10 protein-coding genes and 1 pseudogene are annotated in these 14,497 nt (G+C 60.7%); 2 read left to right on the forward strand and 9 right to left on the reverse strand.

From position 1 onward, the window contains the following. Positions 1–49 precede the first annotated feature (49 nt). The 9 genes and pseudogenes from AC1MLT_RS17970 to AC1MLT_RS18010 all read right to left on the reverse strand — a co-directional run bounded on the left by AC1MLT_RS17970 (position 50) and on the right by AC1MLT_RS18010 (position 10,785). Positions 50–2,752 (reverse strand): Tn3 family transposase, encoded by a 2,703-nt coding sequence (locus AC1MLT_RS17970; RefSeq protein ID WP_274923531.1) that lies wholly within the window; start codon positions 2,750–2,752, stop codon positions 50–52. A 159-nt stretch (positions 2,753–2,911) separates the two neighbouring features. After that, a pseudogene (locus tag AC1MLT_RS17975) lies at positions 2,912–3,193 on the reverse strand (IS21 family transposase); the annotation flags it as partial. A 514-nt stretch (positions 3,194–3,707) separates the two neighbouring features. After that, positions 3,708–4,436 (reverse strand): class I SAM-dependent methyltransferase, encoded by a 729-nt coding sequence (locus tag AC1MLT_RS17980; RefSeq protein ID WP_031942805.1) that lies wholly within the window; start codon positions 4,434–4,436, stop codon positions 3,708–3,710. A gap of 700 nt (positions 4,437–5,136) precedes the next feature. Beyond that, positions 5,137–5,928 carry a phosphodiesterase gene (locus tag AC1MLT_RS17985; protein ID WP_029309111.1) on the reverse strand — a complete coding sequence of 264 codons (792 nt, stop codon included), beginning with the start codon at positions 5,926–5,928 and terminating at the stop codon, positions 5,137–5,139. A 15-nt stretch (positions 5,929–5,943) separates the two neighbouring features. Further along, complete coding sequence (locus AC1MLT_RS17990) at positions 5,944–7,206, reverse strand: ABC transporter substrate-binding protein (RefSeq protein WP_481035452.1); 1,263 nt, start codon at positions 7,204–7,206, stop codon at positions 5,944–5,946. A gap of 18 nt (positions 7,207–7,224) precedes the next feature. Continuing rightward, positions 7,225–8,058 carry a carbohydrate ABC transporter permease gene (locus tag AC1MLT_RS17995; RefSeq protein ID WP_165091848.1) on the reverse strand — a complete coding sequence of 278 codons (834 nt, stop codon included), beginning with the start codon at positions 8,056–8,058 and terminating at the stop codon, positions 7,225–7,227. Beyond that, on the reverse strand, positions 8,055–8,927 hold the full coding sequence (locus AC1MLT_RS18000) for a carbohydrate ABC transporter permease (protein ID WP_029309265.1): 873 nt from the start codon (positions 8,925–8,927) through the stop codon (positions 8,055–8,057). Before AC1MLT_RS18000 ends, AC1MLT_RS17995 begins: the two co-directional genes overlap by 4 nt. A 9-nt stretch (positions 8,928–8,936) precedes the next feature. Next, the gene (locus tag AC1MLT_RS18005; protein WP_029309264.1) at positions 8,937–10,079 is read right to left on the reverse strand and encodes an ABC transporter ATP-binding protein; all 1,143 of its coding nucleotides are present in this window, start codon (positions 10,077–10,079) and stop codon (positions 8,937–8,939) included. After that, a complete protein-coding gene (locus tag AC1MLT_RS18010; RefSeq protein ID WP_051723375.1) occupies positions 10,072–10,785 on the reverse strand; it encodes an HAD family hydrolase in 714 nt (237 codons plus the stop codon). The genes AC1MLT_RS18005 and AC1MLT_RS18010 overlap by 8 nt, the downstream gene beginning before the upstream one ends. A gap of 116 nt (positions 10,786–10,901) precedes the next feature. Here AC1MLT_RS18010 and AC1MLT_RS18015 point away from each other — a divergent pair, with 116 nt between their 5' ends. Further along, positions 10,902–11,609 (forward strand): DeoR/GlpR family DNA-binding transcription regulator, encoded by a 708-nt coding sequence (locus AC1MLT_RS18015; protein WP_274923534.1) that lies wholly within the window; start codon positions 10,902–10,904, stop codon positions 11,607–11,609. 118 nt (positions 11,610–11,727) lie between these two features. Continuing rightward, positions 11,728–14,430 (forward strand): Tn3 family transposase, encoded by a 2,703-nt coding sequence (locus tag AC1MLT_RS18020; protein WP_274923531.1) that lies wholly within the window; start codon positions 11,728–11,730, stop codon positions 14,428–14,430. Positions 14,431–14,497 lie beyond the last annotated feature (67 nt).

The following is a 14,497-nucleotide window of genomic DNA, read 5'->3' on the forward strand; positions in this document are numbered from 1 at the left end:
CCTGTTCACTTTCAAATCTGCGATTCGTGGCGTCAAACCGTGGTCGGTTTCATCCATTGGTGCCAGTTATCGATGCATTTGGCCGCGAAGGCAGGATTTGGTCAGCATAGCGGTCAACCGGGAAGCGAAACACACCCCGCAAGTTGATGCTCTCCAGCCTGGTGGGCGCAATCTTCCCGATCAGTTCCGGTGGAATGACCTGGCGGCGGTTCGACCAGCGATCCAGGACCGCCTGCATCTGTGAGGTATTCCACGCCATCACGATGTTGGCCATCAGGCTCAACGCATCGGCCACAGCCTGCATTTCATCGACACGTTTGGCCTGCGCCGGGCTGATCCGGCCGGTATAAATGGCGCGCTTGAGGGCGTTAACAGCCTCGCCCCGATTGAGCACCCGGCGCAACTCGTTCCTGAAAGCGTCCTTGACAAAGTAGTCAGCCAAAAACGCCGTACGCAGCAACCGCCCCAATTGCACGCCAGCCTCATAGATTGGATCGCCCTGGGCGGCAGAACCGAACCGCGCAAGAGCTGCCACCGCACTGGCATGTCCGCTCATGACCGAGGCTGCCAGGTGCACCAGACTATCCCAATGCTTTTCGATCAAAGCGACGTCGACATTGGCTTCGCACACCGCAGCGATTTCTGCGGGCACTTTGGTGCCGCGTGGCACAAAGAGGTGGCGCTGTTTGAGTTCCTTCAACCGCGGGCAAAGATCAAAACCAAGCAAACGGGCATGTGACATGGCAAAGTCGGTGTAGCCATGGGTATCCACAGCAAGCTGGCTGGTCTCCAGCTTTTCTTGGCGGATGACACCTTCAATGGCCACGCCCGCCTGGCGCTCATTGAGCACAAAGGGCTGCGCATGGAAGATGCCCCACCGGTCTTTTACATGGGAGTAGATTCCAATGGAAGGTGTGTTGCGCCGAGGATCAAGCCGGGCTTGCCACACCCGTTTGGTGGTCTCCATGCTCATCATGTCAGAAGATGCCAAATCGGACCGCCCCCAGGTGGCGGCAATCGGGTGTCGCTGCATGAATTCCAGCACAGCCTGGCAGGCCTGGCTCAGACGCCGTTCGTCCCGCGCCCAGCGCATGGCCTGGCGAATGCTGGTGGCAAACAATTGCGGAATCATGCGCGCGCATTCGACCGCAGTCAGACTGGTGCCGTGGGCCATGATGCCGGCATAGACCATCAGCAGCTCGTCGGTAGAGCGCGGCTCACGTCCGAGCATGATCCAGCTAAAGCGCACCTGGGCGTCAACGGCCAGAATCACTTCCGGCAATTGAACCTCACCGATGCGGTGATCCAAAGCCGCGCGCAGCTTGGTCACTTCTGGGTCTTCGTCCTCTGCGGGCAATGGCGACAAATGGAGTTCATCATCCACGCGCAGTACGCCACTGCGGGCTGCAGCGGCCACCGCATCGACACCGGCAGTTACTCTGGCCAGCAAAGGCTTCAAGAAAGTGGCAGCCTTGCTGGGTAACGATAGACGGGCATAGTGTTTCTTGGACTCTGCCTGCCAACGCTCGTCCGTGAAGAACAAGCGCGCACGACCCCGAAAGCTCAGGCTGTGCTCAATCCAGACCGAGCCATTGCGCACCGCGCGGCGCAGGGCAAACAGGGTGGCCACCTCCAACGCCTGAAACGCCCGTTCCCGGTCTGGGCTGGAGATCGAAACCTGCCAGATCATTCCCAGACTTGGTGCCACCACTTCAACTGGCAGCTTTCTGGATCCTTTGAGATATAAAGCTTGCAGCTTGGCAAGGTACTCGATGGCAGGATGCTCGCCGGTGGCCTGCCAGGGCAGCTTTGCAATGGCGACGAGCAACGACCGCACGGGGCGAATTCCATCAATCAATCCCTCGCGGACCAGGGAGGCCCTGCTCGGTGGTTTGCGTTTCTGGGTTTCGGTGATCAAGGCTTCAAGACGGGCACGCAACTCAGCATCTGGCACCGCACCTTGCGCGCTCAAGGCAACAAGTTCGCCGAGCAGCGTTTTGTACATTGCGGCCCAATTGACGGTAGCGGGGACATCGGCGGCAGCCTGACGCCACAGATCGGCGATCCGGCGCTGCACCATAAGGATCAACTGGTCTGTGGTGGTGAACAGGCAATACCGAAGAAAGCATGCGACCTCCACGGTGCGCGCTGGCTCTTTGATCTTGGCTCCGGCTGAGGGCGGCCTGGAGACAAGTCGGCGCGCGTAGCGGCGCAAGATGAGATCGGGGATGTCTGCCAGGTGCTTATGAACGTCCAGCGTGTAAAGCAGGTCGATGCGCTCCAGTACCTCGCTGATTTGGCGGGTTGAGTGTTTCGCCGGTGCAGCCCATAGCCAACTCTGCTGGGTTTGTCCATCTGGGCGCAGCTCTGAAACTGAGGCTCGCCAGCGATCAAGTGTTGCTGGATCAACGCTGGCGGCGATGGCGGTGCCTGTTTCAACTTCAAGCTGGGCAAGTGCCGCCGCAATCAGTGTCCGAATTGCCCGCTCGTGCACGATCACCAGCTTGTTCTTGTACAGCCATTGACGCGCCCGCACGAGTACTGGAATTACCCGAAAGGCACCGAGCAAACGCCCACTCATGCGCAGGAAACCAATATGGAGCGCCAGACCAAGCTTGTGGGAATCACCTCGGCGTGCATTGATTGCGTCGCGCTCGGCACCATCGAAGGTGAAAAATGCCTTCATCTCGAAGTCGCTGATATCGCGGGGGAGCCCACGCATCCCCAAAAACGTTGTGTGCCAACCCTGCATCGTGAACCTCAAAAGTGGGAGGCCACCATACCCGTTTACAAAGCGAACAGGAAAGTCAATGAAATCAACGGTCTACCCAGACCACCCCCGCGCCAGTGCTAGCTTTGCGTACCGTCACTTATTGCACTGAAAACGAGGAGACCCCAACCAGCGCGTGCCCACGTTGAATTGGCTGTGTTCGGGATGGCGGATCTCGTTCCACAGGGCGCGGCAGCGCTCACTCAGCCAGGCATTGAGTTCGACAAAGGAACTGAAGCGATGTCGGGCCGCCTCGATCCAGATGCGCCGACGGCTGTACTGCACGTTCTTCTCCACGCGCCCCTTCTCCCAGCCCGCCGCGACGTTGCAGAAGTCAGGGTCGTACAGGTAGTGCGCGCACATCACCGAGAAGCGCGCGTTGACAGTGCGGCCCTTGCCCTTGTGGACCTTGTCGACGGCGGTAAGCCCCGCTGCTTCAGGCCGCCCCACGAAGACGCAGACAAGTCGACTTAAAGGCAGCTTCAGACTGATGGCAGAAGTTTTAGGCCGCCGCGCTACTCGTTTGTACCAAAGCTGAAAGCATGCATCCGCGACATTGATAGGTCAGGCGACCGTGCCGGCACTTGCAAACCTCGACGGCGGCGATGTATTTGGCCCCATAAACTGACTGCTGAAAGTCGGCAATCAGGATGACGACAGGGGTACCGCATAGATCCTCAAGTGGCGAGCGGCGGCTGCCGTACGCACATGGCGCAAAGCGCCTTTGTGCGCAGCATCTAGGTTTCTCTGAACGTCGATGACATCAAGCCGGCAGGTTTCGTCTTGACGATGGCGGCGTTTAATCAAGCATTGGATCCGCCTGGATCCGCCGTCATTTGGCTCGTCGACGACCTAAATGCGCGTTTGGTGCTCGATCCGACGAACTGAAGATTACCCGCCAAGGCCAAGAAGCTTGCACTCGCCAAAGCTCTGCAGTTCAGGATTTCTTTCGGAAAATGACGACGTGCTGCCACGGCAGCCTCGCGTCTGTACGCACCCACTGCAACGGCAGGATTTCCGCTTCCCGGCGGATCTGCCTTTCCGTCATCTTGTGCAGCTGCTTGATCTGTACTGCGGGATCTTCCGCCTTGTACTCCACGAAAACGACCCGCCCGCCGGGCGCGAGCGACTGCACCACACTCCTGAGCATCTCATACGGAGCAGACAGCTCGTGATACACGTCGACCATGATCGCCAGGTCGACGGACCCCGGCGCCAGACGGGCATCGTTTTCAGTACCCAATGAAGGCGTGATATTGCGCATGCCTTCGGCTTCCGCAGCCTGGCGCAAAAGCGCGACCATCTCGGGTTGCACATCGACCGCCAGGACTCTGCCGGAAGGGGCGACCAGGCGCGCCATGCGACGGGACAGGTAGCCGGTACCAGCGCCGATGTCGGCAACCACCATGCCTGGCTTCAACTCCAGCGCATCCAGGAGAAGGTCGGTACGTTCTTCCTTCTCCCGTTCCTGGCGTTCGAGCCATGGCGCTCCTTGCCACCCCATGACCTGTGCGATCTCGCGACCCAGGTAGCGTTTGCCGATGCCGTCGGCGCTGGGCACTCCAGCGACGTACGCTAGCTCTTGCGCTTGCGCCGGAAAGCTGCCGGCACCAAGCAGCGATCCCAAAACCCCAGCTAAAACTGCAACGTTCCGAAAGAGTGTCATGTCAATCCAGTCAATCTCAGACAGGCATTTCGAAGTGGCCTGAATCTGCAGGTCAAGCCCTGCCGTCGCATTTGTCGCTGCAATGAAATGGGAACAACAGGGAGACTTATTTGACCCAGGTAGCAATCAACCAGTTTCAAATTTCGAAGACCCGCAGTTGGCCGTTTGGAGTCATGGCCCTCACAGATCTGGAACACAAAAGCACGTTAGCACCGCTTTCGCAAGGTAAAGCGCTTCGATTCTGCTCGGAGAGTGCCATTAGGCCAGCAGCAGGTTTCGCCCGCGGCTCACGTGTAAAGCCCGTGTAATCATGCCGCGAATACTTCACATAAAAGGGGAACCTGCGAGAACAGTTCAGTAGCCTCAATCAACCGCAAACTCGCATGGATGCTGGATTTTTCCAACTTTTTGAGATTCTTTAGAAATCGAGGTAGCGAAGACTCTTAATTCGTAGGTCGAGTTGTTGGCGCCGACTGGAGAGTGAGCCAACGGGGGTGCGGCACCGACAGCTATTTCCTCGGGTCGAAGCCTTTCGTGCAGCGTGCGCAGCGCTCGCGGCGCACGCTGGGCGTGCCCGTCCGGCAGGTGCACTACGATTTCTTAGGGCCCGCTTCGGCCCTTGATTGAGGCTTGAATCGCCTGCAGAGTCGGCAGGATCGACTTCACGGCACTGGACCAAGGGCCGCCTCTGCATCCGCGCCTACGCGCCTAGCCAGAATCTCTCGCTGCGATCGAGAAAGTCATGCAGGTGCACGATCACCGAATCGTCGTCGAGCAGGACGACGGCGTACTGTGGTGGCTCGAAGCTTCCCGGGATGTCTTCGGATTCCCCAAGGTGCAGTGCCACCTGATGGTTGGTACCGCGCAAAGTCGAGAAGGGGATGCCGCGCCAGGTGCCCGAGATGGGCCGGTGGATGTGGCCGAAGAACAGGTGCTTGATGCGATGCGCGTGGCCCTTCAGTGCTGTCAGCAACCATTCGTTGTCGACCAATCCGATTCGATCCGCGACCGGGATGCCAAGGTGGAATGCCGGATGATGCATGAACAGGAGCACCGGTGAATCATCCTCCGCCAAGCGCTGGGAAAGCCAGTTTGCCCGTTGCTCGCAGAAGACGCCGCAATGCGTTCCCGGTTCGTTGGTATCCAGAAACAGACCCCTGAACCTCCCGATGGCCTGCTCGTACTGGACGAACCCATTGCTGTCCACCGGCACCTGTGGGAAGCGCTCGCGGAAGTTGGTCCGGCTGTCGTGGTTGCCGAGAATCAGATGAACCGGCATTGGCAACCGCGCGCATTGCTCCGACAGCTGGCGGTAGGCGTCCGGGTGCCCGACATGTGCGAGGTCGCCCGTGATCACGCAAGACGCTGCGTCCGCGTGCTCGGCGATCACGCTGTCGATGCAGCGCTCGAACCGTTTGCCGGGGTCATGGCCGTAGAGGGCGCGACCCTGCTCGACAAGATGAATGTCCGTGATGTGGATGAACTTGTGCATGGTCGTGCCTTGCACTCAGCGCGGCAGCAATGCCTGGACGGCCTTGCTCATCTCGCTAAGGGCAACGGCGGGTTGCACCTCTTGCGAAACCACGGTCTGGAGGTGATCCTTGATTACGTCGGTAATCTTGAAGCCGTTGTCACCCGGAAACGCGTACGAGCCGGTGAGTACCGGCATCTGCGCGATGGCGGTCAGATGATTGGGGTTTGCCTTGTAGAAGGGCGCAAGCAGGTTCGGGTCGGTCGCTGGCAACGTGTTGGCCGGGAAGTAGCCGGTTGCCTTGACCATGGTCGTCGCGCCCAGCGGGCCGGTGGCGAACTTGATGTATTCCCAAGCAGCGGCCTGCTTGGCAGGATCCTTGGAAAACATCATCGCTGCATTGCCGCCGGCCGGCAGTCGGCCGTCCTTGGCAACGGGCATGCGGGCGGTACGAATCTCGAACTTGCCTCCCACCTGCTTCGTGATGCTGCCCAGGCGCGCAGTGGTTGTCACCAGTACCGCGAGCTTGCCGCTCACGAAGTCCTGCAAGGCGGCCGAATAGGAGATGTTGCGCATCTCACCCTGCTTGACGAGCTGCTCGAGGGTCAGCATGGCGGCCTTGCCTGCGGGGCCGTCGAAGGCCACCTTCTTCTCGTCGGCGGTCAACATGGTGCCGCCGTTGCTGAAGACCAGCGCCTGCCACATCCAGTTGCCCGTGATGTCCCACTCGACGTGAAGGCTCTCGGTGCCGGGCGTTGCCGCCTTCGACTTTTTGGCCGCGTTCATGATGGCATCCCAGTTCATGGGAAAGCGATCGGGCTCCACGCCCGCCTTGCGCATCAGGTCGGCGTTGTAGTAGATGACGGGTGTAGACAGCGCGAAGCCGATGCCGACCTGCTGACCCTTGACTTGCCCCAGTGAAAGCAACGCTTGGTCGTAACCCATCCCCGCCCAGCCCTTCTCCGCCTTGATGAAGGGCGTCAGGTCGACAGCGAGCCCACGGTCGGCAAACACGCGCTGACGATTGAGGCCCTGATAAGACACATCGGGGAGCTGGCCCGTGACGGCCTGGCGCAGAACCTGTTGTGCCGCGACCTCGTAGTCAGACGTGGGCGCACGGAACGTGACCTTGTACTGGGGGAACTTCGCCATGAAGTCTTTTGCGATTGATTCATGGACCTCTTTGAAGAGATCAGCGTACGCGTAGTCGATCACGATCTCAGTCGGTTGCTGAGCCTGTGCCAGGCCGGTGGTCATTAACACGGCCAGTGCGGCGGTTTTCTTAAACAGTTGTTTCATTGCTTGATTCCTTGCGGTTTAACCTTTGACGCCGGTGAGCGTCACACCTTCGATGAAGCGCTTTTGCGCGACGACGAACAACAGCACCAGCGGCGCCGTGATCAGCACCGTGCCGGCCATCAGCGGACCGAACGCGCTGCCTGCTTCCTCATTGCGGAAGAACATGGTTCCCAACGGCGGCGTCGCCAGATGGGGTGAATTGATGACCAGCAGTGGCCAGAAGTAGTCGTTCCAATGCCAGACCACCGAGAAGATCGAGAACGCCAGCAAGGCAGGCATGGCCGTGGGCAGCATCACGCGCCAGACGATCTCCAACTCACCCATGCCGTCGAGCCGCGCGGCGTGGATCAGGTCGTCGGGCACGGTGCGAAAGAACTGCCGCATCAGGAAGATGCCGAACGCGGACACGCTGAAAGGCAGGATGAGCGCGGCCATCGAGTCGAGCAGACCGGCGTGATACAGCATTACGTAGAGGGGGATGGCCGTGGCTTGGTATGGCACCATGAGCGCCAGCATCACCAAGCGCCAAGCCCACGGCTTGCCACGGAACGACAGCTTGGCAAAGGCGTAGGCGGCAGGCAGTGCCACCAGGATCTGCAGCACCAGGATGCCCGCGCAGACGAGCACGCCATTCCACAGGTAGCGCAGCAAGGGGACCTTGGTTAGCGCGAGGGTGTAGTTCTCCACTGCAGCGAAGCGCGTCGGAAAAAGATGAATCTCGCTGCCGAAGATTTCGTCGGCAGGCTTGAGCGAGGTCAGCACCATCCAGATGAACGGCATCAGGAAGACCAGGGCCACGGCCATCAGCACCACGTGGCGAAGAATCCGAAAGGAAGGGGAAGGAGGTTTCATGCGTAGTGCGTCCTGCGCTCCAGCGCGGCGTGCTGGATCTGGGTCAAGAGGAAGATGCCGGCGATGAAGACCACCGTCATGGCGCTGGCGTAACCCATGCGGAAGAAGCTGAACCCCTCCGCATAGATGGTGTGCAGCAGCACTTCGGTGGCCTTGTTCGGCCCGCCCTTGGTGAGCACATGGACGGTGTCGAAGACCTGCAGGGCGCGGATGGCGCAGACAGTGATGACGAACAAGGTGGTAGGGCCCAGCAACGGCCAGGTGACGAAGCGGAATCGATCGAAGGGGCGATCGATGCCGTCGAGTTCCGCCGCATCTCGCACGTCGCGGGGGATTCCTTGCAGCCCGGCCAGGAAGAACACCAGGGCAAGCCCCGACATCTGCCAGATGCCGATCGCGGCGACCGAGTACAGCGCGAGGTGGCGGTCGTTGAGCCAGTTCTGGGGTGCGACGCCGACCTGCTGGAGCAGGTGATTGACGAGCCCGGCGCTCGGATGCAGCAGGAATTCCCACACGACCGCCATTGCGATCAGCGTCGATGCGGCCGGCATGAAAAAGGCTGTGCGGTAGAAGCCGCGTCCCGATCGATCGGATTCGATCAACAAGGCGAGGCTCAGGCCCAGCGTGATCGATCCCCCGGTGACCAGGACGAGGTAGACAAGGGTGTTGGCCACAGACTTGCGGAACACCGCGTCCGACCAGAGTTCGGCGTAGTTCTGCAGGCCGACCCAGTTCAGGGTGGTGGCGCCGAACTGCCAATCGGTCAGCGACATCAGAAATACGGCAAGGACGGGTATGAACAGCAGAAGCGTCGCAAGAAGGCCCGCGGGCGCGAGAAGTGAAACGGTGGAAAGAGGATGGGCGCGCATGCTCGGCTTTCAGGCCACTCGCTTCAGGGTGTCGCATCGACCGATCGACATGCGCTGGCCGCCGGCGTCGAAGACATGCAGGGCTTCCCACGGGACCGTGACCTCGAACTCGGCCCCTGCGTGCGCTGCCGTGCCAGCCGGGAGGCAGACGATGCAGGCTTCCCCCTGGCTCGGCAGGGTCAGCGTGGCCATCAATTCGGCACCCGCGTATTCCACATGGCCAACCACGCCGCGCACGGTGAGGCCCGGCGCCTTTGCCAAGGTGACAGCCTGCGGCCGGAAGGCGACACGGCAGGGCCCGCCGTTCCCCGCGGTATCTGCGATGCGTTGCGCCAGGCAATGGATCTCGCCATTGGCGAGGATGTCGCCCGGCACGACGTTGATCCGCGGTGCGCCGACGAATCGAGCCACCTCGAGGCTTTGTGGCCGCATGTACAGATCTTCGGGTGGCGCCACCTGAAGGATGCGGCCTTCGCGCATGACCGCCACACGGTCCGACATGGACATGGCTTCGTGCTGATCGTGCGTGACGTAGATGAACGTCACGCCCAACTGGTCGTGAAGCTGCCGGATCTCGGCACGCAGCGCATGGCGAAGGTTGGCGTCCAGATTAGAAAGGGGCTCGTCGAACAGGAACACGGAGGGGTGGCGAACCATCGCGCGCGCCAGGGCGACGCGTTGGCGCTGGCCGCCCGACAGGTGCGCCGGCTTACGATCGAGTAACCCGTCGATGGCGAGTCGCCGGGCCACTTCATGTGCGCTGGCATGGATGTCGGCGAGCCGGCGGCGCACCCCGGGGGATACCAGGCGTGCCCCCGGCAGGCGACCCCAGAACCCCAGGCCGCGCATCACCAGCGGCATCGAGATGTTCTCGCGCACGGTCATGTGCGGGTACAGCGCATAGGACTGGAACACCATCGCGCAGTCCCGTGCGCTGGGTGACAGGGCGAGCAGGTCGCGGTCTCCCATGCGGATCGTGCCGGTGTCGGGCGTGTCCAGGCCGGCGATCAGCTTCAGCAAGGTGGACTTGCCGCAACCGGACGCGCCCAGCAGGGTGAGGAATTCGCCGTCGCGCACTGTCAGGTCGAGTTCCTGAAGAACGGCAGCGTTGCCGAAGCGTTTGGTCAGGCCGGAAATCTGGATGTCAGACATGGTCGTTCGTCTCCGCCGTTGACTGAGTCGATGTCCGGGCGGCCATCCAGCTGTGAAACTCTGCGTAGCCCGAAAACGCCACGGTGCACGGGCGCAAGTCGTCGGGCGCCGCGGCGTAGCCGCCGAGATGGGCCGCCAGCCGTACGCCAGCCGCCTGGGCACACGCTGCGTCAATGCCGGAGTCCCCGACGAACAGCGCTGTCCGCGGCGTCCCGCCCAACTGGGTCAGTGCGAGGTGCAACGGCGCGGCGTCCGGCTTGGGATGCTCGGTGTCGCCCAGGCCCACGATCGCGTCGAAGAAGCCGGTCAGCGCTGCCTTGTCCAGAAGCGTGCGTGTGGAGCCTTGATCGCGGTTCGTGCAAATGCCCAGTGCGATGCGCTGCGAACGAAGCATCGACAGCAGATCGAGAGCGCCGTCGTATGCCACAGTTTTGTGCAGCCAGTGCGATGCGTAGCGGTGCGCGAAGGCATCTTCGAGTCGCGACCCCAACGCGAGCGGCACAGACGCGGCCTGAAGCCGGAGCGCGCTCTGGAAGAGGGCGGTGATGCCCTGGCTCAAGGCAGGACGAAGATGCTGCGGCTCGACGGCCTGCAATCCGGCGAGCACAAGCACCTCATTGGCCGCGGCTGCGAGGGTGGGCAAGGTGTCGAAAAGGGTTCCATCGACATCAAAGACGACTGTTCGTATTTGATCGTTAGTGTTCATGTCCTGAATGCTACGAACATGATGAGTCAAACTCATGACAAATACGGGCGGTACAGTTTCCGCATCGATCCCGTGCGCGCGTGGCGCGTCAACCGTCCTGAAATGCAAGAAAACAGATGCTCAAAGCAGCTCGCCAGAAAGAAATCGTCGCCCTTTTGCAAGGGGGCGGCGTCGTCGAAGTCAGCGTGCTGGCGGAGCGTTTTCAGACATCGCCGATCACTGTCCGCCGTGACCTCATCGAATTGCAGGAGCGTGGCGTGCTGGCCCGCACGCGAGGGGGCGCGATTCCCGGCAATGAGGTGTATGCAGAGGGTTGGGCGCGGTACGAGAGTGTTAGCTACGCGGAGCGCGAGAGGGAAAACTACCGCGAGAAACGAGCCATCGCGGAGCTGGCCGCGCAATCAGTGTCGGACGGCGACTGCATCCTCATCAACGGCGGTACCACGTGCAGGCACCTCGCGGAAGCTCTGCGAGGTCATCACCACCTTCATGTCGTCACCAACGGACTGACCGTCGCCATGGAGCTGGCCAAGAGCAGAAACGCCACTGTCCATCTCCTGCAGGGCACCGTGGACTTTCAGAAGATGACGAGTGTGGGCCGCCTCGAAACAGGTGCATTCGAGGACATCACGGTCAGAGCGGCCTTCCTGGGCGTCCACGGGATCTCCGCGACCGGGGGCATCGGCATGCTGACGCCCGAGGAGTCAGCGATGAATCGAGCCTTCGTGGACGCGGCCCAGTCCGTCAATGTCCTCGTCGACTCCTCCAAGTTCAAGGCGCAAGCAATCTTCAGGATCGGGGTCTCCTCGTTTTCAGTGCAATAAGTGACGGTACGCAAAGCTAGCACTGGCGCGGGGGTGGTCTGGGTAGACCGTTGATTTCATTGACTTTCCTGTTCGCTTTGTAAACGGGTATGGTGGCCTCCCACTTTTGAGGTTCACGATGCAGGGTTGGCACACAACGTTTTTGGGGATGCGTGGGCTCCCCCGCGATATCAGCGACTTCGAGATGAAGGCATTTTTCACCTTCGATGGTGCCGAGCGCGACGCAATCAATGCACGCCGAGGTGATTCCCACAAGCTTGGTCTGGCGCTCCATATTGGTTTCCTGCGCATGAGTGGGCGTTTGCTCGGTGCCTTTCGGGTAATTCCAGTACTCGTGCGGGCGCGTCAATGGCTGTACAAGAACAAGCTGGTGATCGTGCACGAGCGGGCAATTCGGACACTGATTGCGGCGGCACTTGCCCAGCTTGAAGTTGAAACAGGCACCGCCATCGCCGCCAGCGTTGATCCAGCAACACTTGATCGCTGGCGAGCCTCAGTTTCAGAGCTGCGCCCAGATGGACAAACCCAGCAGAGTTGGCTATGGGCTGCACCGGCGAAACACTCAACCCGCCAAATCAGCGAGGTACTGGAGCGCATCGACCTGCTTTACACGCTGGACGTTCATAAGCACCTGGCAGACATCCCCGATCTCATCTTGCGCCGCTACGCGCGCCGACTTGTCTCCAGGCCGCCCTCAGCCGGAGCCAAGATCAAAGAGCCAGCGCGCACCGTGGAGGTCGCATGCTTTCTTCGGTATTGCCTGTTCACCACCACAGACCAGTTGATCCTTATGGTGCAGCGCCGGATCGCCGATCTGTGGCGTCAGGCTGCCGCCGATGTCCCCGCTACCGTCAATTGGGCCGCAATGTACAAAACGCTGCTCGGCGAACTTGTTGCCTTGAGCGCGCAAGGTGCGGTGCCAGATGCTGAGTTGCGTGCCCGTCTTGAAGCCTTGATCACCGAAACCCAGAAACGCAAACCACCGAGCAGGGCCTCCCTGGTCCGCGAGGGATTGATTGATGGAATTCGCCCCGTGCGGTCGTTGCTCGTCGCCATTGCAAAGCTGCCCTGGCAGGCCACCGGCGAGCATCCTGCCATCGAGTACCTTGCCAAGCTGCAAGCTTTATATCTCAAAGGATCCAGAAAGCTGCCAGTTGAAGTGGTGGCACCAAGTCTGGGAATGATCTGGCAGGTTTCGATCTCCAGCCCAGACCGGGAACGGGCGTTTCAGGCGTTGGAGGTGGCCACCCTGTTTGCCCTGCGCCGCGCGGTGCGCAATGGCTCGGTCTGGATTGAGCACAGCCTGAGCTTTCGGGGTCGTGCGCGCTTGTTCTTCACGGACGAGCGTTGGCAGGCAGAGTCCAAGAAACACTATGCCCGTCTATCGTTACCCAGCAAGGCTGCCACTTTCTTGAAGCCTTTGCTGGCCAGAGTAACTGCCGGTGTCGATGCGGTGGCCGCTGCAGCCCGCAGTGGCGTACTGCGCGTGGATGATGAACTCCATTTGTCGCCATTGCCCGCAGAGGACGAAGACCCAGAAGTGACCAAGCTGCGCGCGGCTTTGGATCACCGCATCGGTGAGGTTCAATTGCCGGAAGTGATTCTGGCCGTTGACGCCCAGGTGCGCTTTAGCTGGATCATGCTCGGACGTGAGCCGCGCTCTACCGACGAGCTGCTGATGGTCTATGCCGGCATCATGGCCCACGGCACCAGTCTGACTGCGGTCGAATGCGCGCGCATGATTCCGCAATTGTTTGCCACCAGCATTCGCCAGGCCATGCGCTGGGCGCGGGACGAACGGCGTCTGAGCCAGGCCTGCCAGGCTGTGCTGGAATTCATGCAGCGACACCCGATTGCCGCCACCTGGGGGCGGTCCGATTTGGCATCTTCTGACATGATGAGCATGGAGACCACCAAACGGGTGTGGCAAGCCCGGCTTGATCCTCGGCGCAACACACCTTCCATTGGAATCTACTCCCATGTAAAAGACCGGTGGGGCATCTTCCATGCGCAGCCCTTTGTGCTCAATGAGCGCCAGGCGGGCGTGGCCATTGAAGGTGTCATCCGCCAAGAAAAGCTGGAGACCAGCCAGCTTGCTGTGGATACCCATGGCTACACCGACTTTGCCATGTCACATGCCCGTTTGCTTGGTTTTGATCTTTGCCCGCGGTTGAAGGAACTCAAACAGCGCCACCTCTTTGTGCCACGCGGCACCAAAGTGCCCGCAGAAATCGCTGCGGTGTGCGAAGCCAATGTCGACGTCGCTTTGATCGAAAAGCATTGGGATAGTCTGGTGCACCTGGCAGCCTCGGTCATGAGCGGACATGCCAGTGCGGTGGCAGCTCTTGCGCGGTTCGGTTCTGCCGCCCAGGGCGATCCAATCTATGAGGCTGGCGTGCAATTGGGGCGGTTGCTGCGTACGGCGTTTTTGGCTGACTACTTTGTCAAGGACGCTTTCAGGAACGAGTTGCGCCGGGTGCTCAATCGGGGCGAGGCTGTTAACGCCCTCAAGCGCGCCATTTATACCGGCCGGATCAGCCCGGCGCAGGCCAAACGTGTCGATGAAATGCAGGCTGTGGCCGATGCGTTGAGCCTGATGGCCAACATCGTGATGGCGTGGAATACCTCACAGATGCAGGCGGTCCTGGATCGCTGGTCGAACCGCCGCCAGGTCATTCCACCGGAACTGATCGGGAAGATTGCGCCCACCAGGCTGGAGAGCATCAACTTGCGGGGTGTGTTTCGCTTCCCGGTTGACCGCTATGCTGACCAAATCCTGCCTTCGCGGCCAAATGCATCGATAACTGGCACCAATGGATGAAACCGACCACGGTTTGACGCCACGAATCGCAGATTTGAAAGTGAACAGGAAAGTCAATGAAATCAAC

It is taken from the genome of Variovorax sp. PEI5, from assembly GCF_056679935.1.

Coding starts and splice junctions, on each gene's coding strand:
- AC1MLT_RS17980 (WP_031942805.1), bottom strand. CDS start 4,436: ATGACACTCTTTCGGAACGTTGCAGTTTTAGCTGGGGTTTTGGGATCG.
- AC1MLT_RS18010 (WP_051723375.1), bottom strand. CDS start 10,785: ATGAACACTAACGATCAAATACGAACAGTCGTCTTTGATGTCGATGGA.
- AC1MLT_RS17990 (WP_481035452.1), bottom strand. CDS start 7,206: ATGAAACAACTGTTTAAGAAAACCGCCGCACTGGCCGTGTTAATGACC.
- AC1MLT_RS18015 (WP_274923534.1), top strand. CDS start 10,902: ATGCTCAAAGCAGCTCGCCAGAAAGAAATCGTCGCCCTTTTGCAAGGG.
- AC1MLT_RS18000 (WP_029309265.1), bottom strand. CDS start 8,927: ATGCGCGCCCATCCTCTTTCCACCGTTTCACTTCTCGCGCCCGCGGGC.
- AC1MLT_RS17970 (WP_274923531.1), bottom strand. CDS start 2,752: ATGCAGGGTTGGCACACAACGTTTTTGGGGATGCGTGGGCTCCCCCGC.
- AC1MLT_RS18005 (WP_029309264.1), bottom strand. CDS start 10,079: ATGTCTGACATCCAGATTTCCGGCCTGACCAAACGCTTCGGCAACGCT.
- AC1MLT_RS17995 (WP_165091848.1), bottom strand. CDS start 8,058: ATGAAACCTCCTTCCCCTTCCTTTCGGATTCTTCGCCACGTGGTGCTG.
- AC1MLT_RS17985 (WP_029309111.1), bottom strand. CDS start 5,928: ATGCACAAGTTCATCCACATCACGGACATTCATCTTGTCGAGCAGGGT.
- AC1MLT_RS18020 (WP_274923531.1), top strand. CDS start 11,728: ATGCAGGGTTGGCACACAACGTTTTTGGGGATGCGTGGGCTCCCCCGC.